Source organism: Kaistia granuli DSM 23481, from assembly GCF_000380505.1.
GTDB classification, from domain to species: Bacteria; Pseudomonadota; Alphaproteobacteria; order Rhizobiales; family Kaistiaceae; genus Kaistia; species Kaistia granuli.
Genome location: NZ_AQYH01000010.1, coordinates 100,068 through 124,854, shown reverse-complemented (window position 1 = coordinate 124,854; position 24,787 = coordinate 100,068). Strand labels below are relative to the sequence as shown.

The 24,787-nt window shown below is 65.8% G+C and carries 25 protein-coding genes; 16 read left to right on the top strand and 9 right to left on the bottom strand.

From position 1 onward, the window contains the following. Positions 1-101 precede the first annotated feature (101 nt). Complete coding sequence (locus G342_RS0115710; RefSeq protein ID WP_245557287.1) at positions 102-1,007, top strand: AraC family transcriptional regulator; 906 nt, start codon at positions 102-104, stop codon at positions 1,005-1,007. Positions 1,008-1,074: 67 nt separating this feature from the next. Here the strand turns inward: G342_RS0115710 and G342_RS0115705 are convergent, their stop codons facing one another. Continuing rightward, positions 1,075-2,031, bottom strand: a complete 957-nt coding sequence (locus G342_RS0115705; protein WP_018184115.1) for a phytanoyl-CoA dioxygenase family protein — start codon at positions 2,029-2,031, stop codon at positions 1,075-1,077. A 133-nt stretch (positions 2,032-2,164) separates the two neighbouring features. Between G342_RS0115705 and G342_RS0115700 the strand changes: the two genes are divergently transcribed. Beyond that, positions 2,165-3,037 (top strand): helix-turn-helix domain-containing protein, encoded by an 873-nt coding sequence (locus tag G342_RS0115700; protein WP_018184114.1) that lies wholly within the window; start codon positions 2,165-2,167, stop codon positions 3,035-3,037. A 46-nt stretch (positions 3,038-3,083) separates the two neighbouring features. Here the strand turns inward: G342_RS0115700 and G342_RS0115695 are convergent, their stop codons facing one another. Continuing rightward, positions 3,084-3,650, bottom strand: a complete 567-nt coding sequence (locus G342_RS0115695; RefSeq protein WP_018184113.1) for a YcgN family cysteine cluster protein — start codon at positions 3,648-3,650, stop codon at positions 3,084-3,086. 146 nt (positions 3,651-3,796) lie between these two features. On the opposite strand from G342_RS0115695, the gene G342_RS0115690 reads away from it, so the two are divergent. From G342_RS0115690 to G342_RS0115665, 6 genes are all read left to right on the top strand, one after another. Then, positions 3,797-6,022, top strand: a complete 2,226-nt coding sequence (locus G342_RS0115690) for a transglycosylase domain-containing protein (RefSeq protein WP_018184112.1) — start codon at positions 3,797-3,799, stop codon at positions 6,020-6,022. 222 nt (positions 6,023-6,244) lie between these two features. After that, positions 6,245-6,946 (top strand): outer membrane protein, encoded by a 702-nt coding sequence (locus G342_RS0115685; protein ID WP_245557286.1) that lies wholly within the window; start codon positions 6,245-6,247, stop codon positions 6,944-6,946. A gap of 216 nt (positions 6,947-7,162) precedes the next feature. Then, positions 7,163-7,885: an outer membrane protein gene (locus tag G342_RS0115680; RefSeq protein ID WP_018184110.1), complete on the top strand. Its 723-nt coding sequence runs from the start codon at positions 7,163-7,165 to the stop codon at positions 7,883-7,885. 178 nt (positions 7,886-8,063) lie between these two features. Further along, entirely contained in the window at positions 8,064-8,768 is a 705-nt protein-coding gene (locus G342_RS0115675; RefSeq protein ID WP_018184109.1) for an outer membrane protein, read from the top strand. Between the two features lie 166 nt (positions 8,769-8,934). Then, a complete protein-coding gene (locus G342_RS0115670; protein ID WP_018184108.1) occupies positions 8,935-9,690 on the top strand; it encodes an outer membrane protein in 756 nt (251 codons plus the stop codon). 155 nt (positions 9,691-9,845) lie between these two features. Further along, positions 9,846-10,982 (top strand): serine hydrolase domain-containing protein, encoded by a 1,137-nt coding sequence (locus G342_RS0115665; RefSeq protein WP_018184107.1) that lies wholly within the window; start codon positions 9,846-9,848, stop codon positions 10,980-10,982. Between the two features lie 110 nt (positions 10,983-11,092). Here G342_RS0115665 and G342_RS0115660 read toward each other — a convergent pair whose 3' ends face one another. Then, positions 11,093-11,542 carry a PACE efflux transporter gene (locus tag G342_RS0115660; RefSeq protein ID WP_026304490.1) on the bottom strand — a complete coding sequence of 150 codons (450 nt, stop codon included), beginning with the start codon at positions 11,540-11,542 and terminating at the stop codon, positions 11,093-11,095. 111 nt (positions 11,543-11,653) lie between these two features. On the opposite strand from G342_RS0115660, the gene G342_RS0115655 reads away from it, so the two are divergent. Both G342_RS0115655 and G342_RS0115650 read left to right on the top strand, forming a co-directional pair. Beyond that, entirely contained in the window at positions 11,654-12,535 is an 882-nt protein-coding gene (locus tag G342_RS0115655; RefSeq protein WP_018184105.1) for a LysR family transcriptional regulator, read from the top strand. A 295-nt stretch (positions 12,536-12,830) separates the two neighbouring features. Next, entirely contained in the window at positions 12,831-13,967 is a 1,137-nt protein-coding gene (locus G342_RS0115650; protein ID WP_018184104.1) for a GGDEF domain-containing protein, read from the top strand. 325 nt (positions 13,968-14,292) lie between these two features. Here the strand turns inward: G342_RS0115650 and G342_RS0115645 are convergent, their stop codons facing one another. Then, positions 14,293-15,195 carry a LysR substrate-binding domain-containing protein gene (locus tag G342_RS0115645; RefSeq protein ID WP_018184103.1) on the bottom strand — a complete coding sequence of 301 codons (903 nt, stop codon included), beginning with the start codon at positions 15,193-15,195 and terminating at the stop codon, positions 14,293-14,295. 141 nt (positions 15,196-15,336) lie between these two features. Between G342_RS0115645 and G342_RS0115640 the strand changes: the two genes are divergently transcribed. From G342_RS0115640 to G342_RS0115630, 3 genes are all read left to right on the top strand, one after another. Next, positions 15,337-15,669, top strand: a complete 333-nt coding sequence (locus G342_RS0115640) for a nuclear transport factor 2 family protein (protein ID WP_018184102.1) — start codon at positions 15,337-15,339, stop codon at positions 15,667-15,669. Continuing rightward, a complete protein-coding gene (locus G342_RS0115635) occupies positions 15,666-16,445 on the top strand; it encodes an SDR family oxidoreductase (RefSeq protein ID WP_018184101.1) in 780 nt (259 codons plus the stop codon). The genes G342_RS0115640 and G342_RS0115635 overlap by 4 nt, the downstream gene beginning before the upstream one ends. A gap of 491 nt (positions 16,446-16,936) precedes the next feature. Further along, positions 16,937-17,380 carry a lipid-binding SYLF domain-containing protein gene (locus G342_RS0115630; protein ID WP_018184100.1) on the top strand — a complete coding sequence of 148 codons (444 nt, stop codon included), beginning with the start codon at positions 16,937-16,939 and terminating at the stop codon, positions 17,378-17,380. 166 nt (positions 17,381-17,546) lie between these two features. Here G342_RS0115630 and G342_RS0115625 read toward each other — a convergent pair whose 3' ends face one another. Further along, entirely contained in the window at positions 17,547-18,485 is a 939-nt protein-coding gene (locus G342_RS0115625; RefSeq protein ID WP_018184099.1) for a DMT family transporter, read from the bottom strand. Between the two features lie 181 nt (positions 18,486-18,666). Here G342_RS0115625 and G342_RS0115620 point away from each other — a divergent pair, with 181 nt between their 5' ends. Next, positions 18,667-19,242, top strand: a complete 576-nt coding sequence (locus tag G342_RS0115620; protein WP_018184098.1) for a DUF1214 domain-containing protein — start codon at positions 18,667-18,669, stop codon at positions 19,240-19,242. Next, positions 19,239-19,829 carry a DUF1254 domain-containing protein gene (locus G342_RS24360; protein ID WP_018184097.1) on the top strand — a complete coding sequence of 197 codons (591 nt, stop codon included), beginning with the start codon at positions 19,239-19,241 and terminating at the stop codon, positions 19,827-19,829. The genes G342_RS0115620 and G342_RS24360 overlap by 4 nt, the downstream gene beginning before the upstream one ends. A gap of 6 nt (positions 19,830-19,835) precedes the next feature. Here the strand turns inward: G342_RS24360 and G342_RS26070 are convergent, their stop codons facing one another. Then, positions 19,836-20,018, bottom strand: a complete 183-nt coding sequence (locus G342_RS26070; RefSeq protein ID WP_156830976.1) for a hypothetical protein — start codon at positions 20,016-20,018, stop codon at positions 19,836-19,838. 233 nt (positions 20,019-20,251) lie between these two features. Here G342_RS26070 and G342_RS0115610 point away from each other — a divergent pair, with 233 nt between their 5' ends. Continuing rightward, positions 20,252-21,769 carry a hypothetical protein gene (locus G342_RS0115610; RefSeq protein WP_018184096.1) on the top strand — a complete coding sequence of 506 codons (1,518 nt, stop codon included), beginning with the start codon at positions 20,252-20,254 and terminating at the stop codon, positions 21,767-21,769. Between the two features lie 4 nt (positions 21,770-21,773). Here the strand turns inward: G342_RS0115610 and G342_RS0115605 are convergent, their stop codons facing one another. From G342_RS0115605 to G342_RS24355, 3 genes are read right to left on the bottom strand one after another with little or no spacing between them, the layout of a single operon-like run. Beyond that, positions 21,774-22,115, bottom strand: a complete 342-nt coding sequence (locus G342_RS0115605) for a DUF1491 family protein (protein ID WP_018184095.1) — start codon at positions 22,113-22,115, stop codon at positions 21,774-21,776. A gap of 16 nt (positions 22,116-22,131) precedes the next feature. Next, complete coding sequence (locus tag G342_RS0115600) at positions 22,132-22,941, bottom strand: peptidoglycan-binding domain-containing protein (RefSeq protein WP_018184094.1); 810 nt, start codon at positions 22,939-22,941, stop codon at positions 22,132-22,134. Beyond that, a complete protein-coding gene (locus tag G342_RS24355) occupies positions 22,934-24,694 on the bottom strand; it encodes a PAS domain-containing sensor histidine kinase (protein WP_018184093.1) in 1,761 nt (586 codons plus the stop codon). The genes G342_RS0115600 and G342_RS24355 overlap by 8 nt, the downstream gene beginning before the upstream one ends. Positions 24,695-24,787: the final 93 nt, after the last annotated feature.

The window sequence follows — 24,787 nt, the reverse complement described above, 5'->3', positions numbered from 1 at the left end:
GACAATCGCTCGCCCCGTTGCCGGAGCGGTAGAACGGAAGCCCTGCTTTCTTGCACGATCCTGCAAAGCTCTCGAGCCAGCCTTGCATTCCCGATCGGCGCATGGCTGATGGAGCCATGCGAAACCGTCAGGATTTGAGCGACAGCATTGCCCGTTGGGCGCCGGCGGACGGCATCTTCGAGACGGCCTTGCCGCGGATAGGCCTTGTCCGATCCTCATCGCCGACTGAGCCGATCCACACCCTCTATCCACCCTCGCTCTGCCTCGTCGCCCAGGGACGGAAGCAGGTGACGATCGGCGGCCGTGCCATCGTCTACGACGAGGCCAGCCTGCTGGTCGTCGGCATCGAGCTGCCGGTGATGGGGGCGGTGGTTTCGGCAAGCGAGGCGGAGCCCTTCCTTTGCCTGCGGCTGGAATTCGATCGAACCGTGCTCGGCCACGTCCTGGCCTCCTGGCCGGACGAACCACCATCCCCGCCTGCGGAAGCCTTGGGCAACAGTGCGGCGACGTCCGAGATGTTCGATGCGGCCGTGCGCCTTCTCGCCCTGCTGGAGCCCGGACAGGATACGGAACATCTGGCGCCGCTCGTCGAGCAGGAGATCCTTCACCGCCTGCTGGCCGGGGCACAGGGGCCGCTGCTGCGCCAGATCGCCGCCGGGGAAGGCCGGCTGGGCCAGATCGACCGGGCGGTCCGCTTCATCCGCGCGTCCTATCGCGAGGTCTTCTCGGTCGAGGACCTCGCCGCCATCGCCGGCATGAGCCTTTCAGCCTTCCACGCGCATTTCCGCGCCGTGACATCGATGACGCCGCTGCAGTTCCGCAATCACATCCGGCTGCAGGAAGCGCGCCGTCTGATGATCCTCGACGGCATGACGGCGGCGGAGGCCGGCTTCGCGGTCGGCTATGACAGCCCGTCGCAATTCTCGCGCGACTACGCCCGCATCCATCGCGCGCCACCGAGGCAGGATATCGCCCGGCTGCGCGCGTCCTACGCCGCCGCCGGATAGGCCCCGGCGAACCTCCGGCTGCCGAGGCGCGGCCCGGGATCCGGGCCGCTCTCGTCGCGCCGTGCCTCTACTCGCGCCAGCTCTTCAGGCCCAGCAGCCTTTCGCCGAGCTCCGTCAGCTTCGCCGTCTCGGCATTGGCCTTCTCCCACTCGCGCGGATCGCCCGGGAAGGCCTCGCGCTTCGGGTGATCGAGCTCGCGCCAGAGGCGGATGCGCTCGGTCCGCTCGGCGAGGTTCGCCTCCTCGGCCGGATGCATGGAGATGTATTGCGCCATGCGGACCCGGCCGTCGGAATGGTTCGGTCGGACGCCATGGGCGAGCAGCGAATTGAAGATCAGGAGATCGCCCGCTTCCATGTCGATATTGGTGATCTTGAGCCCGGCCGTGTCCGGATGCATCGGGTCGCGGTCGGCCGGCTGCGTCTTCACCCAGTCGTCGAAGCCAGCGAACAGCTCCGGAATGCACTGGAAGCCGCCGACGTCGCCGTCCTGCTTCTTCAGGCTCAGCACGCCCTGCACGCCGATCGGCGGCGGAACAAGCGAGGTGTCTGCATCCCAATGGATGAAGCCGTTCGCGTTGTTGCCCTTGACCTTCTTCGGCGGGTTCAGATTGGCACGGTCGATCGTCACCCAGAGATCCCTGCGGTCCCAGATATCGACGAAGGCGTCGTAAACTCGCTGCAGCTGGCGATTGTCCCAGAGATACTGGTGATTGTAGATCTCCAGCATGCCGGTGCCGTTCAGCTCCTTCATCAGGTGATCGCGGCGCTGCGGCGCGTACCAGGTCGAGGGATCGGCGGGATCCTTCTCGTCGAACTGCCAGAGAAGATCGACCAGCCGCTCGACATTCTCCTTCGGCACGGCCTGGCGGACGATGACGTAGCCGCGCGTCACCCAGTGCTGCCAGTCCGCCTCGGAGAGGACGCGCAGCGGCAGCGTCTTCACGATGTCCTTCAGCTGCGTCTCCTGATGCGTCGTCGGGTGGCTGTCGCGCTTCGCGCCGGCATTGGCGGCCATGGACATCATCGTCTCGCTCCCTCTCCTGTCGCATCCCTCGCGGATGCCGTAGGGAAAGACTAGCGACGATGCCGGAAGCCATGTTGGCCGATCCCGGCAATGATTGATACTATTCTGGCGTTGATGGTCAGGATGGATCCAGATGAGGCCGTTTCTCGAACGACTGGCGCTGCCGGACGATGCCTCCTGGGCGACGCTGAACCGCCGCCTCGACGGCGAGATCCCGTTCCAGTGGCATCACCATCCCGAATTCGAGCTGACCCTGACGCTGAACTCGCGCGGCCAGCGCTTCATCGGCGATCATATCGGCGGCTACGAGGACGGCGACCTCGTGCTGGTCGGACCGAACCTGCCGCATAGCTGGTGCTCGGCCGCGAAGATCGACGAGGCGGGCCCGCATGTCGCGCTCGTGATGTGGTTCCTGCCGCAATGGACGGCGCCGCTCGGCGGCGTCTTCACCGAGCTTCGCCCGGTCGCCCAGATGCTGTCGCGCGCCGCCAACGGTCTTCACTTCTCCGCCGACTTTGCCGCCGACGCCCGGCCGCTGATCGAGACCTTGTTCACGCTGCCGCCCGACGAGCGGCTGATCCAGCTGCTGCGCATCCTGGCGCTGCTGGCGCGCGACGGCGCGGCGAAACCGCTCGCCTCGCCGCTCGCCGTGCCGGCCTCGCCCGACAAGCCGGCGGATCGCGGCCGCATCGACCGCGTCCTCGACCATGTCCACCGGCGCTATGGCGAACGCCTGACGATCGACAGCCTCGCCGACATCGCGGCGCTCAGCCCGTCCGGCCTGCATCGGCTGTTCCTGCGCCATACCGGCCAGAGCGTCACGACTTACGTCGCGAAACTGCGCATCGGCGCCGCCTGCGCCCTGCTCTCCGGCGGCGACAGGCCGATCGCGGCGATCGCTTCCGATGTCGGCTACGACACGCTCGCCAATTTCAACCGCCAGTTCAGGGCCCAGCGCGGCGTGACGCCAAGGGAGTACAGGCAGCGGTTTCGAACGGTAGCGTAGACCCGCCGCCGGCATTCTCGCGAAGGCAGCGTGAGAGTACGGACCCCTACCCCTTCGGCGGTTCTGGCTCCACCAATTCGCCCGGCCAGGCGATGATGTAGTCCTCGTATTCCTCCACCGGGATATCGCTCTCGCTCACGGTGCGGCCCGAGGTCGAGATGCCGGCCTCATGCACGGTTTCCGGGTCGCCGGAGACGAGCGGGTGCCACCAATAGAGGTCGTGGCCCTCGGCGATCAGGCGATAGCCGCAGGTCGGCGGCAGCCAGGTCAGCGTGCGCACCGTCGCCGGATCGAGCGGGATGCAGTCGGGCACGAAATCATGCCGGTTCGGGTAATCCTTGCAGCGGCAGGTGTCGTCGTCGAGCAGCTCGCAGGCGATCGCCGTCCAGACGATCTCGCCGGTGTCCCAGTCCTCGAGCTTGTTCAGACAGCAGCGCGCGCAGCCGTCACAGAGCGATTCCCACTGCTCGGAGTTCATTTCCTCGAGCGTCAGCCGCTTCCAGAACGGCAGCGTATCGGCGTCCTGCGGGACCGGCAAAGCGCCAGTCGTCGGCGCGGCATCCTGTTGCGCGGAGGGCGCGGCCTGGCGCGCGTCCTTTCCTTGCAAGGGCATGGAGATTGCGTATCCTCTGTCGATCGGCGAGAACCGGCTATCTTCGAGGCGGTCCCTGCACCGGGCATTCCGGCCAGCGCAAAGGCTGCCGAACGCGATGTTTCAAACCGCTTTTTAGAACCATTCGACCCTCAAGGGAACAGGCCTTGCGCAAGCTACGGGATCGCATTTCGGATTGGTTCGGCGCGCTCGGCGCCGGCTTGCGCCGGAACGCGACCCCGCCCGCGCCGAATGGGGCGAAGCCGGCGGCGCCGAAAGAGCGGATCCGGCTGATCGAGATCGACGCCTTTATCGACAACGCCCTGTTCCGGATCTGGACCGCGCTCAAGGAAGGCGCCGAGGCGCTGTCGCGCTTCACCCGCCGCTTCCGCATGACCGGCTGGCGCCGCGCGCCGGTCGAGCTTCTGAGCGACGGCCTGACCATCGGCGTCGGTGGCGGCCTTGTGATGCTGACGCTGGCGCTGCCCGCCTTCGAAGCCACCAAGCAGGACTGGCTGGCGCAATCGGACTATTCCGTCACCTTCCTCGACCGCTACGGCGCCGAGATCGGCAAGCGCGGCGCCCGCCATTCCGACGCCGTGCCGCTCGAGGCGATGCCGGACAGCCTGATCAAGGCGACGCTCGCCACCGAGGACCGGCGCTTCTACAGCCATTTCGGCATCGACATCATCGGCACCGCCCGCGCGCTGGTGGAAAATTTGCGCAACGACGCCGTGCGCCAGGGCGGCTCGTCGATCACCCAGCAGCTCGCCAAGAACCTGTTCCTGACCAACGAACGCTCGCTCGACCGCAAGATCAAGGAAGCCTTCCTGGCCCTCTATCTGGAGAGCAACCTCTCCAAGCACGACATCCTGCAGCTCTATCTCGACCGCGCCTATATGGGCGGCGGCAATTCCGGCGCGGCGGCGGCGGCCGATTTCTATTTCGGCAAGAAGGTCACCGACATCAACCTGGCCGAGGCGGCGATGCTGGCCGGGCTCTACAAGGCGCCCTCGCGCTGGGCTCCCCATGTCAACCTGCCGGCGGCGCGCGCCCGCGCCAACGACGTGCTCACCAACATGGTGCAGGCCGGCTTCATGACCGAGGGTCAGGTGATGGGCGCGCGGCGCAAGCCCGCCGACGTCGTGCGCCGGGCCGCCGACACCTCGCCGGACTATTTCCTCGACTGGGCCTTCGAGGAGGTCAAGAAGCAGGTTCCCGACGGCGACCGCAGTCTGGTCGTCCGCTCCACCATCGACATGAACATCGAGAAGGCGGCCGACGACGCGGTCGAGAACGCGCTGCGCGATTCCGGCGAGCGTTACCGCGTCAGCCAGGCGGCGATGGTCGTCGCCGAGCCGGACGGCGCCGTGCGCGCCCTGGTCGGCGGTCGCGACTATGGCGAGAGCCAGTTCAACCGCGCCACCGACGCGCTGCGCCAGCCCGGCTCGTCGTTCAAGCCTTTCGTCTATACGGCGGCGATCCAGCACGGCTACACGCCGAAGAGCATCGTCCAGGACGCGCCGATCTCGATCGGCAACTGGTCGCCGAAGAACTATGGCGGCCGCTACATGGGCTCGATCCAGCTGACCACGGCGCTGACCCGCTCGCTCAACACGGTCGCCGTGCGGCTCGCCGGCGCCGTCGGACGCCCGACGATCATCGAGCTCGCCCACAAGATGGGCATCACCACCAACATCATCAATTCGAAGTCGCTGCCGCTCGGCGCCACCGATGTGCGCGTCGTCGACATGACCGGCGCCTATGCCGTCTTCGCCAATGGCGGCTTCAGGGCGACGCCCTATGCCTTCACCCAGATCGTCAACAGCCAGGGCAAGGTGATCTTCGACCGCAAGCGCGATGTCGGCCCGCCGGAGCGGATCCTCGACGAGAAGACGGTCGGCGCCATGAACTACATGCTCGGCCAGGTGCCGGAGCGCGGCACCGGCCGCGCCGCCAAGCTGCAGGGCATCAAGACCGCCGGCAAGACCGGCACCACCAACGCCTATCGCGACGCCTGGTTCATGGGCTTCACCGGCAATTATGTCGGCGGCGTCTGGTTCGGCAATGACGACTTCACCTCGACCAACAAGATGACGGGCGGCTCGCTGCCGGCGCAGACCTGGAACCGGGTCATGACCTATGCCCATAACGGCATCGACCTGAAGCCGATCCCCTATATCGACGAACCGGCCTCCGACGGCGACCGCCCGGCCCCGGCGATCGCCAGCGCCGATGGCGCCGACCAGCGACCGCTGTCGCTATCGGCCCGCACCACCGAGCGACTGATCGCGCTGGAAAAGCTGTTCGAGACGGCCCCGCCGCTGAAGCCGCAGAGCGCCGTCTCGTTCGAGGCGGTCAAGCCGCTGCGCGCCGCCGCTCTCGATCACTGATAGATCAAACTCCGGCCTATATTGCATCGATTTTCAAATCGCTTTCGACGCAATAATCTCAGTCAATTCAATATAGAATCAGATCATTCGGGCAAATCGGCAACAATACGCTGCAGTAAGACCTGATTCACAACTCGATCCACTCGCATTCATATTCCGTTATGGAAGATAATCATTATGCTGCCTGATGATATGGCCAGCATGGTGGAGATCCCTATGAAGATGTCGACGTTGGTTGTCGCGCTTTCCCTCGGGCTTGGCGGCGCGGCACAGGCGGCGGACCTGACGACGACGGCGGCGCCTCAGGCTGAGACCGTCCCGAGCTTCAGCTGGACCGGCCTGTATTTCGGCGCCCATGCCGGTCACGCCTGGAGCGACTTCACGTCCGAGCCGACCGATGTCTATGGCGGTGTCGATCTCGACGGCTTCTTCGGCGGCGGCCAGGCCGGCTTCAACTACCAGTTCGACAACCGCCTCGTGCTCGGTATCGAAGCGGACCTTTCCTTCCTCCATCGCGACGATGCCATCGACCAGGGCTTTGGCGACGAGGACGGCCGGGTCGAGTTTGGCTACCGCACGCGGATAGACAATTTCGGCACCGTCCGCGGCCGGGTCGGTTATGCCGCCGGCCGGGTGCTGCCCTATGTCACCGGCGGCCTCGCCTGGGCCGATGCGGAGATGAGCTTCCGGCAGACCTTGACCGTTGGCGGCACCGTCTTCCGCGATGCGAGCGCGACCGACAAGCAGACTTTCACCGGCTGGACGCTCGGCGCCGGCCTCGAATACGCCGTCACCAACAACCTCACCGCCAGGATCGAATATCTCCACGCCGATCTGGGGTCGCGGACCTTCGACATTGGCTCGCCGAACCGCGCCGACCTCTCGTTCGACACAGTCCGCCTCGGGCTCAACTACAAGTTCTGAGCCCGCCTTCCACAACATAGTCGCGGCGCGCCGGCGTGACTTTTCGTTCGCCGGACGCGCCTCGTCCAGCACGACCGCCGAGAACGCGAGCCCGCCGCTACGGCAGCTCAGCGACCGCGGTCCGTCCGTCTCGCCCGAGGTTCGCTTCGGCGCACGGAATGCGCATGGACGCTGCCGGCGGCAACCGCTAAGCGCTTATTTTTCAAGGGGAATCACATGAACCGACATATTCTCGGCCTCACCGTCGCGGCCACGTTCGGCATGGCCGGCCTGGCCCAGGCAGCCGATCTGACCGTGGCGCCGGTCGAGCCGATCGCGGCGCCGGCCTATAGCTGGACCGGCATCTATGCCGGCGTGCACGCCGGCTACGGCTGGGGCGATTTCAACTCGCCCCTCAACGACATGAACGTCCTCTTCGGCAACCTCAATCGGGATCCGGACGGCATCTTCGGCGGCGCCCAGGTGGGCTACAACTACCAGTTCGACAACAACCTCGTCGCCGGCTTCGAGATCGACGCGTCGATCGCCGATCTCGATGGTGTCGGCGAGATGGTTTTCACGGACGGCGTGAACCGGGCCACCCTTTCGCAGGGCTCGAAGATCGACGCGTTCGGCACCGTTCGTGGTCGCCTCGGCTACGCCGCCGACCGCTTCCTGCCCTATGTGACGGGTGGTCTCGCCTGGGCCCGCACCAGCTACGAGTTCGGCATCGAGCCGTCGGGACTCCCGGGGATCCATGTCTCCGACAAGCAGACCTTCACCGGCTGGACGCTCGGCGCTGGCCTCGAATATGCCATCACCAACAATGTGACGGCCAAGGTCGAGTATCTGTATGCCGATCTCGGCTCGAAGGATTTCCAGCTGGACGAGTTCATCCCCTCGATCCCGGCCGACGTCACCATGCAGACGGTCAAGTTCGGCCTGAACTACAAGTTCTGAGCCCTGTCCTGACGCCGACGCGATGCGGCTCCGGCCGCGCCGCGTCGGCACCGGGGCTGCCGGTCTTCAGCAGCCGAGCGACACAACCAGAAGCATCAATAAGCTGCACTGTTGCGAGCCCGCCACGGACGGCACGGTCCGGCGCAGAGTAACCTCCCCATATACTAAGGGGAACATCATGATTAGACAGGCTCTCGGAATCGCCGTTGCCACCGTGCTCGGCACAACCGCGGCTCACGCCGCCGATCTCACGGTCGTCGAGGAGACGGTCGTCGTCGCCCCGGCATTCAGCTGGACCGGCTTCTATGCCGGCGTGCATGCCGGCTATGGCTGGGCAGACCTCGACACCTTTTACTCCGAGAACTTGGGCGTCGGCGGCAGGCCGGACGGCTTCTTTGGCGGCGGCCAGGTCGGCTACAACTACCAGCTCAGCAACAATGTCGTGCTCGGCATCGAGGCCGACGCCGCGTTCGCCGATCTCAAGGACGACGGAAAGCAGGGCGATTCAGACTTCGCATTCGGCACCGACGCCAAGATCTCCGCGCTCGGCACGGTTCGCGGCCGCGCCGGCTATGCCATCGACCGCGTCCTGCCCTACGTCACGGGCGGCTTTGCCTGGGCTAATGCAAGGACCGGCGTGACCGTGGGAGGCGACGCTATTCCGAACTTCAGCTTCACCGACAGCAAAGTCTTCACCGGCTGGACTGTTGGCGCGGGCCTCGAATACGCCGTGACCAGCAACATCTCCGCTAAGCTTGAGTATCTTTATGCCGATCTCGGCTCGAAGGACCTGTACCCGCGCCCCTTCGACGTTAACGTCCCGGTCCCGGCCGACCTCTCGTCGTTGCAGACGGTGAAGTTCGGCCTGAACTACAAGTTCTAGGATCCCCTTCAAGATCCGAGCGACGAAGGCTCCGCGCTCCCGCGCGGGGCTTTTTTTTTCATTTTCACCCCCGCCTCGCCCTTCAGGACGCAGGAAGCTGTTGCGGCGATGCAACAGACAGCGAGACACGGAGTCAGTAAGTTTCCCGTATTATCTGGGGAACAAAATGATCAAGCAGACTATCGGAATCGCCTTCCTGCTCGCCAGCGGTCTCGCCTCGACCGCACAGGCCGCCGACCTCACTTTCGAGGAGCAGGTCGTCGTCGAGACTCCCGCGCCGGCCTTCAACTGGACCGGCTTCTATGCCGGCGTGCACGCCGGCTATGGATGGGCCGAACTCGACAACCAGCTGCGCTCCGGCGACGATTTCAGCGCGCTCGTCAACGATGGCGGCAACAAGCCGGACGGCTTCTTCGGCGGCCTCCAGCTCGGCTACAACCACCAGTTCTCCAACCAGATCGTGCTCGGCGTCGAGGCCGATGCGGCCATCGCCGACCTGAAGGACAGCGCCAGCGGCCTGACGGGCGACCCGGAAGACGACTACTATCGCTACAATGCAGAGACGAAGATCGACGCGCTTGGCACCGTCCGCGCCCGCCTCGGCTATGCCGCCGACCGCTTCCTGCCCTATGTCACGGGCGGCTTCGCCTGGGCGCACACCGAATACAGCTTCGCCTTCGACACCGCGTCGCCGAACCTCTACGGCAGCTACAGCCAGAGCGACGTCTTCACCGGCTGGACCGTCGGCGCCGGCCTCGAATATGCGATCACCGACAAGCTCTCGGCCAAGCTCGAATATCTCTATGCCGATCTCGGCTCGAAGGACTACAGCATCGACTTCGGCGTCAACGCGCCGGCCGGCCAGTTCAGCCGCGATCTCACGCTGCAGACGGCCAAGATCGGCCTGAACTACAGATTCTGATCGACGGCGGCCTCCGCCGCTTCGCGAGCCCCCGCGCCACCCGGCCCGGGGGCTTTTTCGTGCGCGCGACCGACCGTCGTTTTCATGCCGGCAAGGGTTGCGGGAAGCATCCTTCCTGATTCATTCTGTCGCCCGCTTCTCGCCCGGAGTTCCCGATGACCGTCGCCGACGCCTCCCCCACCGCCAGCCGCGACAAGCGGGCCGCCCGGCTCGACGCCGTCATCGACGAGGCGATCCGCAACGAGGTGATCGTTGGCGCTGTCGTGCTGGTGGCGGAAGAAGGCGAGACCGTCTATCGGCGCGCCGCCGGCTATGCCGACCGCGAGGCCGGACGCCGCATCGCGGAAAACACGATCTTCCGGCTCGCCTCCGTCACCAAGCCGCTCGTCGCCGTGGCAGCACTCTCGCTGGCGGAAGCCGGCGTCATCAGCCTCGATGATCCGGTCACCCGCTTCCTGCCGGAGTTCCGGCCGAAGCTCGCCGATGGCAGCGAGCCGGTCATCACCCTCCGCCACCTGCTGACCCATACCAGCGGCCTGATCTACGGCTATGACAAGTCGGCCGGCATCTCGGAGGGGCTCGACCAGCCCGGGCGCGGCATGGCGGAAAATCTGGCGAAGATCGCGGCCCAGCCGCTCGCCTTCGCGCCCGGCACGTCCTGGGCCTATTCCGTCGGCATCGACGTGCTCGGCGCCGTGCTCGAAAAGGCCACCGGCCTGAGCCTGCCGGAAATCGTCGCCCGCCGGGTGACCGTGCCGCTCGGCCTCGCCGATACCGCCTTCCTGCCGACCGACCGCGACCGCCTCGCCACCGCCTATGCCGATGGCGATCCGCGCCCGACGCCGATGGCGGCGCACCAGCCGGTACAGGGCAAGGCCGGATTGCTGACCTTCGCGCCGGATCGCAACTTCGATCCCGGCTCGTTCCCGTCGGGCGGCGCCGGCATGTTCGGCACGGCCGGCGACATCCTGGCCTTCCTGGAAGCGATGCGCCGCGGCGGCGCGCCGGTGCTCTCGGCCGCGAGCCTCGAGCTGCTCGCCAGGAACGCCATCGGCAACTTCGATACGACCGTGCCCGGGCGCGGCTTCAGCCTCGGCTGGTCAATCACCTATGATCCTGGCGCCGGCGCCTCGCCCTTCTCGCCGGGAACCTGGCAATGGGGCGGCGTCTACGGCCATTCCTGGTTCGTCGATCCCGTCCGCAAGCTGTCGGTGGTGTCGTTCTCGAACACCGCCGTGGCCGGCGTCAACGGCCCCTACCCGGACGCGATCCGCGCCGCCGTCTACGGCTGAGGCGCCTCGCCTGCCGGCGGATCCGCCATGCGGAGATGCCGGGTGACTTGCGGTTCGGTCGCAGGAAACCCGCGCAAGAAACCCGCGACCGTACCGAGCAACTTCCGCCCTCAGGCGGCCGCCTCTTCCTCGAAGCTGCCCTTGGTCACCGAATCCGGCAGGCCGAAGATCCCGTCGAACGCCCAGTTGAAGACGAACATGTAGATCGGGAAGAAGACGATCAGCACGGCGTCGAGCAGCAGCGCCTGGATCAGCGAGATCTCCATCCACCACGCGATCAGCGGGATCAGGAACAGCACCAGCGTCGCCTGGAAGCCGACGGCATGCAGGATCCGCCGCGCGAGCGAACGCGAGCGGGCGGACTGCTTCGCCTCCCAGCGCTCGAACAGCCAGTTGTAGATCAGGTTCACCGTCACCGCGGTCGTCGAGATCATGATCGCCAGCGGACCCGTATGCGACGCCTCGGAACCGGAAAGATAGGCCAGCATATAGGCCGAGATGAGGGTTCCCGTAATCTCGAAAACGGATACGTAAACCACTCTGCGAAGAACGCCTTGCACCAAACACCTCTTTGGAAAGGGCCGGTCGGCCCATGTCTGGCGCTGCTCTAGCAGCAAGGGCGGAGACAGGAAAAGTTGATATCTGTCAATTTCACTGATAGCTCATAGAGCATGATCTTTTCCAGCGACAGCATCGAGCTCTTCCTGGCCGTGATCGACCACGGCTCGTTTTCCGCCGCGGCGCGCGCCCTGCATCGGGTGCCCTCGGCGATCAGCATGGCGATCAGCAATCTCGAGGCCGAGCTCGGCTATGCGCTGTTCGTGCGGGAATCGCGCCAGGTTCGGCCGACCGCGGCGGCCCTGGCGCTGCTGCCGCATGCGCGCGTGATATCCGAGCAGCTCCAGCAACTGACGGCGCATGCGGCGGAGCTCTCCGAAGGGCTCGAGACCCGCCTGTCGATCGGCGTCGCCGCCGACATCGACAACGCGCGGCTGATGCACGCCATCTCCGCCGTCTCCGCCCGCCATCCGCTGCTGGCGATCGAGGTGACGACGCAGCCGCAGGACGACATCCTCCGCCTGTTGCGCACCGGCCGGGTCGATCTCTGCGTCGCCTATGGCGGGCTGGAGACCAGTCTGCAGGAGGATTTCCACTTCGTCGGCACCGAGACCCTGGTCGCCGTCATCTCCGCCCATCACGGCTCGGAGCTGCTGCTGGCGAGCGAACTGAAGCTGGACGATCTCTTTCACCACCGGCAGATCGTCATCGCCAGCGCCGACCTGCCGATCTCCGACTTCCGCCAGCTGATCGCCGGTTCCTACTGGCGCACCAACAGCCTCGCCACCGCCGTCAACATGGTGAAGGCGGGTCTTGGCTGGGGCAACCTGCCGATCTCCGTCGCGACGCCGCTGGCGCGCGAGGGCAGCGTCCGCATCCTGCCCTTTTCCAATGTCGCCAACGGCTTGAAGCTGCCGCTCTACTTCCGCTGGCTGAAGCAGAACCCGCTCGGCAAGGCGGGCCAGGAATTGCTGGCGCTGCTGAAGGAAGGATGAGGCGGGACGGGACCATTTCCCGAAAGCCGCCTTTCTAAAGGCCTCCGCCTTTATATCCGGGATGGGGTGGATTCCTGCCAGACGGATTCTGGACCCTGAAGTTGAGCAAGCGGCCATTCAACGAGCCGCCCCACGTCGACCGCAACGCGTCCCCAGATCGGTCGTTCGGTGCTGCACTCGATCAGTTCCGAAGCGGTCGCTCGATCTGCAATTATCTTCAATGCACCTTTACCGCGAATAAGACAACCTATACGCTCATGCGAGCCGGTCCCGATTTTCACAGCTAATTGGATATATGAACTATTACAATGTCATAGGTTTGCTGAACACCAGCATGGCCGCGATATTCTGTATCGCGCTGCTAACGATATGGCGAAACAACCCTACCCGAAATTATATAGGGGTACTCGGCCTATCCTATGCCGGTCGGTCGCTGTGCTTCGCTATTTTCTACTTTGCCTTCTCCCTTGACAATCCGGTTCTTCGATATTCGGCGAACATCTTCCTCCTGCTCGCGATAATGATGTTCTCTGTTGGCTTGTCCAATCGGCGCTTACAACAGCCTCGCTACGGCGCTCTCCTTGCTATCGCTGCGATCACGCTTGGACCGCTCTACTATTATCAATTCATCGAACCGAACCTGCTCGCCCGCGTCATCATTTTCAATTCTGGGCTGGCCCTGCTCAGCCTCCTGATGGTGTTGGATGTCGCCAAGGCGCCACGCCGCTCGCCGGTCGAGCAGGTGCTACTCGGGTTGTTGCTCGTATCTTGCGCAGGCTATCTTCTTCGCCCGCTCTTCCTGATCGCATCGGGAGCCTCAGGCGAGCGGTTCGAAAGTTCCTACTGGCTTGTCGTGTCGATTTCTGACGCTCTTATCTGCGCGATGACTGCGGTTGGTGCGTTTGCGGTAATTGCAGGCGATGTGATGGATGAAATCAAGACTGATGCGCTGATCGACACCCTATCCGGATTGTTCAATCGCCGCGGCTTCGAACCGCGCGCACTAGGGGCATTGGCGAAGCGAACGGCCGGCAATCCGCCTGCCATGATCCTCGCGGATCTTGACCACTTCAAATCGATCAATGATCTGTTCGGCCATAGCGGTGGCGACATGATCATCCAGAGGTTTTCTGAGGTTCTCAAGCAGAGGGCGCCCGGCGATGCGATCATGGCGCGTCTTGGTGGTGAAGAATTCGCGGTCATGTTGCCTTCAAACGCGCGCGCCTCTGCCTACCAATTGGCGGAAGAGGTAAGAACCGCTTTTAAACAAATCGCATTCGACACCGTAGCGGGGGAGGCCCGCCCGACCGCCAGTTTTGGCGTCGCGATTGCGCGGGAGGATGAAGGCCTCCCGTCTTTGATCGAGCGTGCCGATCATGCCCTCTATAGGGCAAAGGCCAACGGTCGAGATCGCGTTAATCTCGCCGAGTAAGCCCTCTCGCAGGGCTATTGAAAATGCCGGCCCGACTGTCCGCTATCTATGTTGGACGCCCCTAGATCGGACAGTTTGCAATCGGCCCCTGCGCAGCCGTCCGTGGGAACCGAACGAATGGCAAGCTTCGGGCGAGCGGGACGGGACCATTTCCCGAAAGCCGCCTTTCTAGAGGCCTCCGCCTTTATATCCGGGATCGGGTTGGAAGCGGCTCTCCGCTTTGTTGCAGACCACTAGAAGAAGCGTCGCCGCGAATGCACCCAAGCCCGCGATCGACACAGATTTCGTTCGGCAAACGTCAGACGAACATTTCCGGCGCTGTTGCCTAATTCGGGGCGTTGGCAAACTCACGAGCGGTTTGGATGAACGCCGTAAAAGCGGCAGACGGGTTCTTTCGGCCCGGGTAGTAGAGCGCCAGCGGCGCCAGGTTCGGGGTCCAATCTTCGAGAACTCGAACAAGCCGCCCAGCAGCAATGTCATCGCGCACGTCTGCTTCCATGACATACCCGATTCCGATGCCATTCTGCGCAGCGATCCGGACAAGGCTCGGTTCATCGAGGGTGATGGCGCCCTGAACATCAATCTGCAGCGGGGTCCCAGCCTTCTCAAATCGCCATCGGAACAGAGCGTTGTTGGGAAGGCGCGAACGGATACACCGAAACCGGTAGAGGTCGTCCGGTATGGTCGGTTTGCCGTGGATACGCAGGAACTCTGGTGAAGCGACGACCGCATTTTCACGCCGAAGTCCGAGCGAGACCGCGATCATGTCGGTGGGTACGAGGTCGGCTGGCCTGAGACCCATGTCAAAACCGCCGGCGATGACGTCAACCAGCCTTCCCTCCGTAACCAGGTCGATATGCACCTGAGGATAGCGTCGCAGAAATGGGAGGATGAGCGGCGTCATCACCTCCCGGGCCGCTGATGCGAAGGCATTGATGCGCAAGGTCCCGGCGGGCGTCTCTTGAAGCGACTGCGCGGCCAGCACTGCGTCGTGGATTTCCGTCATTGCCGGCCCGACCCGCTCGACAAATGCCTTTCCCGCGTCGGTCAGCGAAACGCTTCGCGTCGTTCGGTTGAACAGGCGGACGCCCAAGCGCTGCTCAAGCTTGGCGATGGCGTTGCTCAGGGCTGTCGTGGACAGGCCGAGATCAAGGGCCGCGGCACGGAAAGAACCGTGACGGGCGATACTCAGGACGGCATCCAGGTCAGAAAGGAGGTCCCTCGTCATTATCCCTCTTTTCGAAATTCCTCGTTCCTGTTTGTCCCCGTTATCGCAGCATTCGTCCAGTCATAGATTAGCACCTGTCGGGACCACAAGGGGTCGCGCCTGTAGCCAGCTAGGCTACACAGACGATCTGGAGAGCTGAAAATGACTGTGAAACTACCCAAAAGCATCGAGGCGTATTTCGCCGCCGAGCATGACGGCGGCCCCGACGAGCTCGCTGCCGCCTTTACCGAGCAAGCCATCGTCAAGGATGCAGGCGAGAGCCTTGTGGGCCACGAAGCCATCCGCCAGTGGAAGGTCGAATACACCCAGAAATACGGCCCCGTCAAAACGGAGCCTTTCTCCATCACCACAGAAGCCGGCAAGACCCAGGTAACGGCACATGTCACCGGCGACTTCCCCGGCAGCCCGGTCGATCTGCGGTACTTCTTCGTCCTCGCCGGCGACAAGATCGCCGAGCTGGAGATCACGGTATGACGCCTTTCCTCACATTGCAGGGCCGGCGGGCCCTGATCACCGGCGGTACCCTGGGTGCCGGCGCCGCCACCGTGGCGCTCTTCCGGGAGCTGGGCGCACGCGTGCTGACGACCGCGCGCACCAAGCCGGCGGACTTTGCCGGCGATGCCTTCGTTGCAGCAGATCTGACCACCAGAGACGGGGTACAGGCTGTCGTGCATGCGGTACATCGGGAACTTGGCGGGCTCGACATCCTCGTCAATGTCCTGGGCGGCTCTTCCGCCCCTTCGGGCGGCTTCGCAGCACTTGACGATGCGGAATGGGACAAGGAATTCGGTCTGAACTTCTTTCCGGCGGTAAGGCTCGATCGTGCCTTGATTCCCGGCATGATTGCTCAGGGAAGCGGCGTCGTCATCCACGTGACCTCGATCCAGAATCGCCTGCCGCTGCCGGAGGCGACCACTGGCTACGCATCGGCCAAGGCAGCGCTGAACACCTACAGCAAGAGCCTTTCCAAGGAGGTTTCTCCGAAGGGGGTGCGAGTGGTGCGCGTGTCTCCTGGCTGGATTGCCGATCCGGGAGCCAATGGTCTGGCGCTCCGCATCGCCGAACAAGCCGGCATTGGCTACGAAGACGCAATTCAGGTGATCATGAACTCACTTGGCGGCATTCCACTGGGGCGGCCCGCCGAACCGAGAGAGGTCGCCGACCTGATCGCTTTCCTAGCCTCGGATCGAGCATCATCCATCACCGGGACTGAGCATGTAATCGACGGGGGCACCATTCCAACTGCCTAGTGGCGGTGCCCACTGGCCGACCGCAGCATAACCAAAAGCCTTTGGCTGGCTGCACCCGAGCAGTAAAGCAGAAGCACCTCTTGGCGGCAGCTTTTGGCTCTGTCTATCTCGCCTGCGAATGACTGCAATGGGGTCGGAAGCGGCCATTTGGGTCGCTGACGACCGCAGGCAGCTCTTCAAGATCCTTGCTCAAAAGGCCGACCGCCCCCTCACCGCCCTACCCCCGCGACACCAATCCGAAGCCGGATGGCCTCCCGGCTCTTGCCAGCCATGCGGGTGGTGGGGGCACGCCCCGAACCGCATCTCCGAATGCCAGGCACAACCACAACGACGGCCTGAAGAGCGGCAAGCCCTCCGGACGATCGCGGTGACGGTTCGGCGCCGGTTTCAAACCGCGTGCCTGGAACCAAGTACACGCTAAAGTGTTCAAGCTTGATACGACGCTGACCAGTCCCGCCGCTCGGCAAGGTTTTACCAGAGGAACGCTCATCATGATGATTTCGCCCAGGATTCGGACCATCGCGGCGGCTGCCGTCGTCGCCGCCACGGCCGTTTCCCTTTCCGGCGCCGCCTATGCCGACAGCGGTACGATCCGCTTCTCCGTCTACAAGGCTGCTTTCTTCGTGGGGGGCTCCGGCGGCGAGGGAACGCTCACCTTCAAGGGGCGTCGCTATCCCGTCTCGATCGCCGGCGTCTCGGGCGGCCTGGCGTTCGGCGCCTCCAAGACCAACTTCCAGGGCAAGGTCAGCAACATCCGCCGCGCCCAGGATGTCACCGGGGTCTACGCCGCGGTCGGCGGCGGCGGTGCCGCGATCAAAGGAGGCCAGGTGATCGTCATGACCAACGAGAAGGGCGCCCGGCTCGAACTCACCGGCAAGCAGGTGGGTTTGCAGGTCAACGTCGATATCAGCGGCCTGGCGATCACGGTGAAGTAAGGGCGCCGCACAAGCTGCGACGACAAGGGCAAACCAGGCGCTCCGTCGGCAGGCTGCTCCCCGGGCAGCCGGCCGACGGTGAGCTGTTGGTCGAAGGCAGGGATCGGAGCGTACGGCCCATCCAGCGCCCGTCGCTGTGTGAAAGAGCCGGGTCCATCAGCCGCCTTCACCCAGCCTCCGCCGCCCGTCTCGCCCTCACCCACCGCCACGCCCGCCCGTCGATCGCCACCAACCCGGCCGCGATCAGCGCCATGCCGGCGATGTGCTGCAGTTCCAGGCGCTCGCCCAGCACCAGCGTGCCGAGCAGGATCGCCGAGACCGGCACCAGGAAGGTGACCAGCGAGGTGTTGGTGGCGCCGGCGCGGGCGAGCAGCCGGTAGAAGATCAGGAAGGCGAGCACGGTCGACAGCGCGGCGATGGCGAGGATGGACGCCCAGGCCTGCCATCCCGGCATGGCCAGTTGCCAGGGCTGGTCGACCAGGAGCGCGAGCGGGATCATCAGGATCGTCGCCATCACCATCTGGCCCGTCGCCGCGACAATCGGCTCGACGCGGAGACGGGCGATGTTGCGGCCGAGCGCGCCGGCGAAGCCGTTGCTGAGCGCGCCGAGCAGGATGGCGAGGGCGCCCCAGCCATGCGCGCCGAAATCGAGGAAGGCGCCCGGGCCGATCAGCACGCCGACACCGGCGACGCCAAGCACAATGCCGGCGATCTTGCCGGCCGAGAGCTTTTCGTCGGCGGTGAGGAACTGCACGGCCAGCGCCGTCCAGAACGGCGTCGTGGCGTTGAAGACGGCGGCGAGGCCGCTCGGCACCTGCGTCTGGCCCCAGGCGATCAGCGAGAAGGGCAGCACGCTGTTGATGACGCCCATGCCGAGCAGCACCCGCCAGACCCGCCAACTTTTTGGCAGCGACTTGCCGCCGATGGCGACGAGCCCCAGCAGGATCAGCGCCGCGATGCCGACCCGGAGCGCCACGATGGTGAGCGGCGGCAGCTCCCTGCCGGCGATCGCGATGAAGAAGAACGAGCCGCCCCAAAGGGTCGAGAGGATCAGCAGCAGGGCCCAGTCGGGCCGGGACATCGTCTGGCGTATCGGAAGGGTCATCGCGGCGGGCGGCCTCAAGCGGATTGCCGGCCTGCTTTGCCTGCCGGCGCGCGCGCTGACAACCGAATAGTGCCGCGCCGGCACGACGCCCGACCGGCTTCGGGGCCCGGCTTGCATGACCGAGCTATCGCGGACGATCCTGCCGCGTTATCTTCGCCGCGCTCCGTTTCGAGGCCTTCGCTTGCGACTCCTGATCCATCTCGCCATCGCCATTGCGATCGCCATCGTCGTCGGCCTGGGCTCGGCCGCCCTGGTGCTCGACCGCGACCGGCTATTCGGCGCCGTGACGCGCGGCGCCTGGACGGCCTGGCCGGATTCCGGCAGCGCCGACGCCGATCCCTATACGGCGGCGATCCTGGCGCGCTCCGGCGAGGTGCCGCTCGGCGCCGGCGAAGGGCTGGCCTTCGCGGCGGAGGAGGACAGCGCCGGCCAGCGGCTGACCGGCAATTGTCGCTACCGCGTCACCGGCCAGACCCCGCCGGCCCGGCTCTGGACGCTGACCGCCTATGACGGCGACGGCCATCTGATGGAAAATCCGGCCCGGCGCACCGCCTTCCATTCGCGCGAGGTGCTGCGGCACGAGGATGGCGGCTTCGAGATCGCGGTCGCGCGCACGCCAGAACCCGGCAATTGGCTGCCGGTGACGACGACCGATCGCATCCGGCTGATCCTCCGCCTGTACGACACGCCGCTCGCCGGCGGCGCCAGCATCGGCGACATCGCCATGCCGTCGATCGAGAAGGTCGACTGCTCATGATCCGCCTCCTCCTCTACGGGCTGGGCGGCTTGCTGCTGGGCGGCATCATCCACATCGCGGTCATCCTGCTGCTGCCGGATTTCGCCAATCGCGATGCCTGGACCTCGCTCGGCCGGTTCGGGCCGGATGGCACGTTCCACCTGCTGCCGATGTCGGAACCCGGCACCGAGCCGCTGCCCTATCTCGATCCGGAAATGGCCTATGCCGCCTGCCGCTTTTCGCTCGAGAACGGACCGATCCGCATCAAGGCGGCGATGCCGGAGGATTTCTGGTCGATCGCGGTATTCAACCGGCGCGGCAACAATGTCTACAGCCTGAACGACCGTTCGGCCGAACGCTCCGACATCGACCTGGTGATCGCCACGCCGGTGCAGATGGCGCAATTGCGCGAGAGCCCGATCGCCGCCCTCGACCAGTCGATCGTCATCGAGGTGCCGATCACGCGCGGCTTCGCACTGATCCGCAGCTTCGTGGCGGATCCGACGCTAGTCTCCAGGGCCGAGGCGATGCTGCGCGCGGCGAACTGCTCCGCCGGGCTGCCCTCGGCCGATACCCCTCCCCCCGCCGATCCCGACGAGAAGAACTAGATCGTCTCAGGCGCCACGGCCGGGCTTCGGCTGCTGCGCCACCGTGGCCGGCGGCGGTGGCGGACGCTCCGACCGGGAACGATCAATCCGCACGCCGGAGAAGATGATGATCTGGCAGACCCCTTCGCGAGGGAGCCCTGACCGCGCGCGTCGGCGCCGGTCCGTCGTGTAGGTCAGTATGGTGCCCATGTGACCTCCTTCGAGGTCCGTCAGGCCTGGATCGACGCCCCGACTGCCTGACGGATGCTCGCAACCACAATAGCATCATTTACGGACCGGCAAGGTTAACGGAACGCTAACGACTTCGCGGCACAATCGGCACGAGCTCGGCGATCGGGGCTTCAAGACGGAATATGCGATCGCGTCGACGGCTCTTCGGGTAACGCGTCATCATGCATCCCTCGTATTTTTCGGATGGTCTCATGGCCATGGCCGTGTCGAGCCAGCAAAGCCGCGATGCCGCGTTGCTCCGCGCAACGACCGAGCTGTTCGTGCTCGACCAGACGCACGACCAGGTCGAAATTCGCCGCTTCGAGGAACTGACCGCGCATTTCCTGACCAAGGTGACGCCGGCCGACCGGGCCTTCGTGGCCGAGCGCTTGGCCCGTCACCCGGATACGCCGGGAGCGATTTTGCGCATGCTCGGCAAGGACTTGGCCGAGATCGCCTCGCCGGTCCTGCGCCATGCCGAGCTGTCGTCCTTCGATCTTCTGGCAATCATGGCGGCGACCGGCCCGACGCATTACCGGATGATCGCGGCGCGCGACGACCTTTCTCCGGACGTCGTGCAGGCCTTGCGGCTGACCGGCGATGCCGAGACAATCGCCCTCCTGCCGGCCGAGGCGGACGATGCGCCGCCGGCCCATGTCGTTCCGCCGGCGCCGGCTGCGAAGCCCCTCGCCGCGACGATCCCGGCGGGTGCGACCGAGGCGTCCGCTCCCCTGCCCGAGGCACCCGCCGCCGCCGTCCCGACACAGCCGGACGTCATCGCGACGACCGACACCACTGCGAATCACCCCGTCACGGAAAAGCCGGCCGATGCCCTGTCGGCGCTCGCCGCCGCGCGCGTGCTGACGGCGAGCCTCAGCGCCGAGATGACGGCGCTGGCAACCGAAGTTCCAGTACCGGAAGGCCTGTCGCGGCGAACGTTCGAATCCCTGTCGCTTGGCACCCGGCCCGTCGTCGAGCCGAAGGCGGCTCCCGCGACCGGCGAGGCTCCGGCGCCCCGCCCCGCGCCCGCCAAGCCGGCGGAACCCGTCGCGGCCGAGCCGATTGCGGAGCCCCGCGCGATCGATGTCCCGGCAGCTGCACCGGCGCCGAAAACCGCCGAGCCGGTGGTCACGAAGGCAGAGAAGCCCGCCGAGGCGCCATCGCCGCGTTCCGCCGAAGCCTTCTTGCGCCTCGACCGTGACGCCCGCCTCGCGCTGCTCGCCTCGATTTCCGCGTCGCCAATCGTGCCGCCGAGATTGTCGCCGGCCGAGATCGACAATGCCTTCCGCGCCGCCATGAGCCGGGCGCGTCTGGGCATGCTCGCCCGCCAGCGTCAGCGCGACGCCCTGATCAACACCCTGGCAGACGGCCTTCGGCTCGACGTCGCGCGCGTCACCGCCTTGCTGGACGATCCTTCCGGCGAGGCGCTGGTCGTGCTGCTGAAGGCGATCGGTCTGGCAGATGCCGAGGCTCAGCAGGTTCTGTTGCTGGCCAACCCGGTCATCAGCGCCGCCATCGAGACATTCGCCCGCCTCACGGGACTGCTTGGCGGCATCGAGGAACCGGCAGCGACCCGGCTCGTCGCGCAGTGGCGCAACGATGGCGCCGCCGAATCTCGCCCGGCCCATCAGCCGCACTTCGCCGACGTGGCGCGCAAGGATGCGCGCCATGTCGCTGCCGAGCGCGCGACGGATCACGCCAAGCCGGCGCTGACGGGCACGACAGGCTGAGCCGCTAGTCTGCGGCGATTTCGAGGAAGGCCCGGCCGGCTCGGTCCTCGATCTCGACCACCCACACGTCGGGGTCGAAGCGCATCTCGGATGCGAGCCGCTCCTGCAGCGCCAGCCGGTCGATCCGGTCGCCGATACGCGAGAACAGCCGGTCGGACGGCCTGCTGTCGTCGAACGCCGTCTGCGGGGCGGGACCATAGAGATCGACCGTTCCGTCGAGCCAGTCGACGACCACGAAAATGGCGCCGGCCTCTTCCGCTCCCCGTCGAACGACCGCGGCGAACGCGCCTTCGACGAAGGCGCGCCGCACATAGGCTGCGACCCAGAGGCCGGACGTCAGACGCATCGCTGTCTCCGGATGGTCAAAGCGTGTTCATCGCGCCGATCAGGACAAGCTTGGCAATCACGGCGTCGCCCGCAGCGCCCGTCATCGGCAAGCCGTTGTCGAGCTCGAAGCGGCGAATGGCATTGGCCGTCTTGCCGCCGCCGCGACCGTCAACGTCGACCGGCCCGTAGCCGATCTCGTTCAACGCGGCCTGCACCCGCTTGATCCGCTCGCGCATCGCCGGATCCTCGATCGAGCCGGTCGAAATCGGATCGTCGAGATGGGCGCGCGGACCGCCCTTGCGGATCTGGCTGAGCAGACGCGCGCTCGGCTGCCCGGTCGGGATCAAGCCGATCTTCTTTTCAAAGGCCGAGATCGCCGCCTTGGTCTGCGGTCCCATGACGCCGTCGACGGCGCCGGTATAGAGCTTGGCCGCGGCGAGCGCCTGCTGCGTGTCGGCGATCAGATTGCCTTGCGACGACGCCGGAACGGTGCTGGTCGAGACGGAGACCGGCAGCGGTTGCTGGGTATGCGGCAGCGCGACGTTCGTCCGGCTCTTCGGCAGCGGAACCGAGGCGGGGGCGGGATCCGACGACAGGTCCGCCTGCTCGATGGCGCGCTCCCGCGTCGCGAACAACGGATCGGGATGGCGCTTCGTCTGCAGGAAGGCGGCGTTGGAGACGATCACGGTGGCGACGGCGACGATCAGCAGCAGCCCGCCGGACTGGCCGGGATTCTCGATTACCTTGTCGGCCAGGCGGCTGAGCAGCCCCTCGCTCTCTTCTACGGGCGGCTTTCTGGAACGATTGTTGGGCGGACGCTTCCGCCGCGCCGGAGCCTCACGCACGCCTGCGCTCCCTCTCCTGGAGGACGGGCTCGACCGCGCCGGCCGGTTCGAAGCGACGGCTGCGGATTGGCAGGCGAACCGTGGCCGTGGTGCCGCGCCCCGGCTCGCTTTCGAGGGTGAACGAACCACCCTGCAATTCGGCCAGGCCCTTCACGACCGAGACGCCAAGACCCGTGCCTTCGGCGCGACGCTCACGGCTGGCGTCCGCCTGCACATAGGGCGTGCCGATGCGCGGCAGATCGTTGGCAGCGATGCCGATGCCGGTATCGCGGATTTCCAGCAGCAGATCACCCTGCTCCAGCAGCGCTGAGACCGTCACCGTGCCGCCCGGCTCGGTGAACTTGGCCGCATTCGCCAAAAGGTTGAGCAGGATCTGGCGGCAAGCGCGCCGATCGGCGACGAGATCCGGCAGATCGCGATCGATATGGCGGACCAGCTTCAGTCCGCGGCTGGCGATCTGCTGCGACATGATATCGAGCGCGCTGTCGATCAGCGGCGCGACCGGGAAAGGCGCCGCCACGACCTCGAACTTGCCGGCCTCGAGCTTCGACATGTCGAGGACGCTGTTGACGACCTGCAGCAGATGCTCGCCGGAGGAATGGATCAGCCGGATGTAGTCGCGATGCCGCGCCATCTCGAACTTGCCGAACAATTCGCGCTCGAGCATCTCCGAAAAACCGATGATCGCATTGAGCGGCGTGCGCAGCTCGTGGCTCATATGGGCGAGAAACTGGACCTGCGACCGGTTCGCTTCGGCGGCCGAGGAGCGCGCCGCAACGATCTCCGTCTTCTGCGACCGCGCCTCGGTGATGTCGCGCGTCACGGCGACGAGCGAGCGGACGCCGGTGGCCGGGTCGATCACCGAGCGGCACCGCATGTCGACCCAGAGAAAGCCGTTGGCCATGTCCGGCCGGCGCAGGCGGAACTCGATCGTGCGCGGCTCGCCGGTACGGTCCGTCTCCGAAAGCGCATGCAGATAGGCCGGCCGGTCGGCGACATGGACGCGGTCAAACAGGCCATGACCGGCAAGCTCGGACGGCGAGCAGCCGAGCATCGTGCGCCCGGCTGGCGAGGCATATTCGACGGCGCCGACGCTGTTGTGGCGGGTGATCAGATCGGTGCCGTTCTCGGCCAGCATGCGGTAGCGCGCCTCTCCGTCCCGCGCGGCAAGGTCCGCCTCGCGATAGACCTGCTCGATCCGAAGCGCCAACCCGCCGCCATAGAGCAGGGCTGCGGCGATCAGGATCGGGGCGAAGCTGGCAGAACTGCCGCCCTGAGCCGGCAGCCAGCCGGCGAGCGACACCGTCGCCAAGGCGACGAAGGCGCAGGCCGCCACCCCGATCGAAGCGAGCGTGATCCGGCGCGCGCCGGAGAGGGCTGCTTCGGCCGGGACGATCGCCAGCAGGATCAGCGCCGGGGAACTCAGCCCGCCGGTCAGCGCGCCGCCCCAGACGACGAGGCCGGCCAAGGCCAGCGCGGAAAGGAGATGGGCCGCCTCATAGCGGCCGGTGCGCGACAGGAAGGCCGCGATCGGCAGCGGCGCAGCCAGCCAGGCAAAGGCGATCGCCGAGCCGAAGGACGGCGCGCCGGAAAGCGCGAGCCAGATCGGAAACAGCAGAAGCACGCCGAGCCCGACGGCAAGATGGGCGGCGATGAAGGCGCGGTGCCGGGCAGCGGCCAGCGAATCCTCGCTGACGGAGCCATGCACAAGGCCATCGATAACGCGCCGCAAGGGCTCGAAGGAAACCGTCATACGCAACACACCGGTGACGCTCGTTCCGGCCTTTCGGCCCCGCGGCGGAACCCCCGCGCCTGACCATCCGGCAATGAAGCCATCTTGGCAGGC

What these genes read in the sequence shown, in the direction of transcription:
- G342_RS0115710 (WP_245557287.1), top strand. Translation starts at nt 102, where the DNA reads ATGGCTGATGGAGCCATGCGAAACCGTCAGGATTTGAGCGACAGCATT.
- G342_RS0115705 (WP_018184115.1), bottom strand. Translation starts at nt 2,031, where the DNA reads ATGATGTCCATGGCCGCCAATGCCGGCGCGAAGCGCGACAGCCACCCG.
- G342_RS0115700 (WP_018184114.1), top strand. Translation starts at nt 2,165, where the DNA reads ATGAGGCCGTTTCTCGAACGACTGGCGCTGCCGGACGATGCCTCCTGG.
- G342_RS0115695 (WP_018184113.1), bottom strand. Translation starts at nt 3,650, where the DNA reads ATGCCCTTGCAAGGAAAGGACGCGCGCCAGGCCGCGCCCTCCGCGCAA.
- G342_RS0115685 (WP_245557286.1), top strand. Translation starts at nt 6,245, where the DNA reads ATGTCGACGTTGGTTGTCGCGCTTTCCCTCGGGCTTGGCGGCGCGGCA.
- G342_RS0115680 (WP_018184110.1), top strand. Translation starts at nt 7,163, where the DNA reads ATGAACCGACATATTCTCGGCCTCACCGTCGCGGCCACGTTCGGCATG.
- G342_RS0115675 (WP_018184109.1), top strand. Translation starts at nt 8,064, where the DNA reads ATGATTAGACAGGCTCTCGGAATCGCCGTTGCCACCGTGCTCGGCACA.
- G342_RS0115670 (WP_018184108.1), top strand. Translation starts at nt 8,935, where the DNA reads ATGATCAAGCAGACTATCGGAATCGCCTTCCTGCTCGCCAGCGGTCTC.
- G342_RS0115665 (WP_018184107.1), top strand. Translation starts at nt 9,846, where the DNA reads ATGACCGTCGCCGACGCCTCCCCCACCGCCAGCCGCGACAAGCGGGCC.
- G342_RS0115655 (WP_018184105.1), top strand. Translation starts at nt 11,654, where the DNA reads ATGATCTTTTCCAGCGACAGCATCGAGCTCTTCCTGGCCGTGATCGAC.
- G342_RS0115650 (WP_018184104.1), top strand. Translation starts at nt 12,831, where the DNA reads ATGAACTATTACAATGTCATAGGTTTGCTGAACACCAGCATGGCCGCG.
- G342_RS0115645 (WP_018184103.1), bottom strand. Translation starts at nt 15,195, where the DNA reads ATGACGAGGGACCTCCTTTCTGACCTGGATGCCGTCCTGAGTATCGCC.
- G342_RS0115640 (WP_018184102.1), top strand. Translation starts at nt 15,337, where the DNA reads ATGACTGTGAAACTACCCAAAAGCATCGAGGCGTATTTCGCCGCCGAG.
- G342_RS0115635 (WP_018184101.1), top strand. Translation starts at nt 15,666, where the DNA reads ATGACGCCTTTCCTCACATTGCAGGGCCGGCGGGCCCTGATCACCGGC.
- G342_RS0115630 (WP_018184100.1), top strand. Translation starts at nt 16,937, where the DNA reads ATGATGATTTCGCCCAGGATTCGGACCATCGCGGCGGCTGCCGTCGTC.
- G342_RS0115625 (WP_018184099.1), bottom strand. Translation starts at nt 18,485, where the DNA reads ATGACCCTTCCGATACGCCAGACGATGTCCCGGCCCGACTGGGCCCTG.
- G342_RS24360 (WP_018184097.1), top strand. Translation starts at nt 19,239, where the DNA reads ATGATCCGCCTCCTCCTCTACGGGCTGGGCGGCTTGCTGCTGGGCGGC.
- G342_RS26070 (WP_156830976.1), bottom strand. Translation starts at nt 20,018, where the DNA reads ATGGGCACCATACTGACCTACACGACGGACCGGCGCCGACGCGCGCGG.
- G342_RS0115610 (WP_018184096.1), top strand. Translation starts at nt 20,252, where the DNA reads ATGGCCATGGCCGTGTCGAGCCAGCAAAGCCGCGATGCCGCGTTGCTC.
- G342_RS0115605 (WP_018184095.1), bottom strand. Translation starts at nt 22,115, where the DNA reads ATGCGTCTGACGTCCGGCCTCTGGGTCGCAGCCTATGTGCGGCGCGCC.
- G342_RS24355 (WP_018184093.1), bottom strand. Translation starts at nt 24,694, where the DNA reads ATGACGGTTTCCTTCGAGCCCTTGCGGCGCGTTATCGATGGCCTTGTG.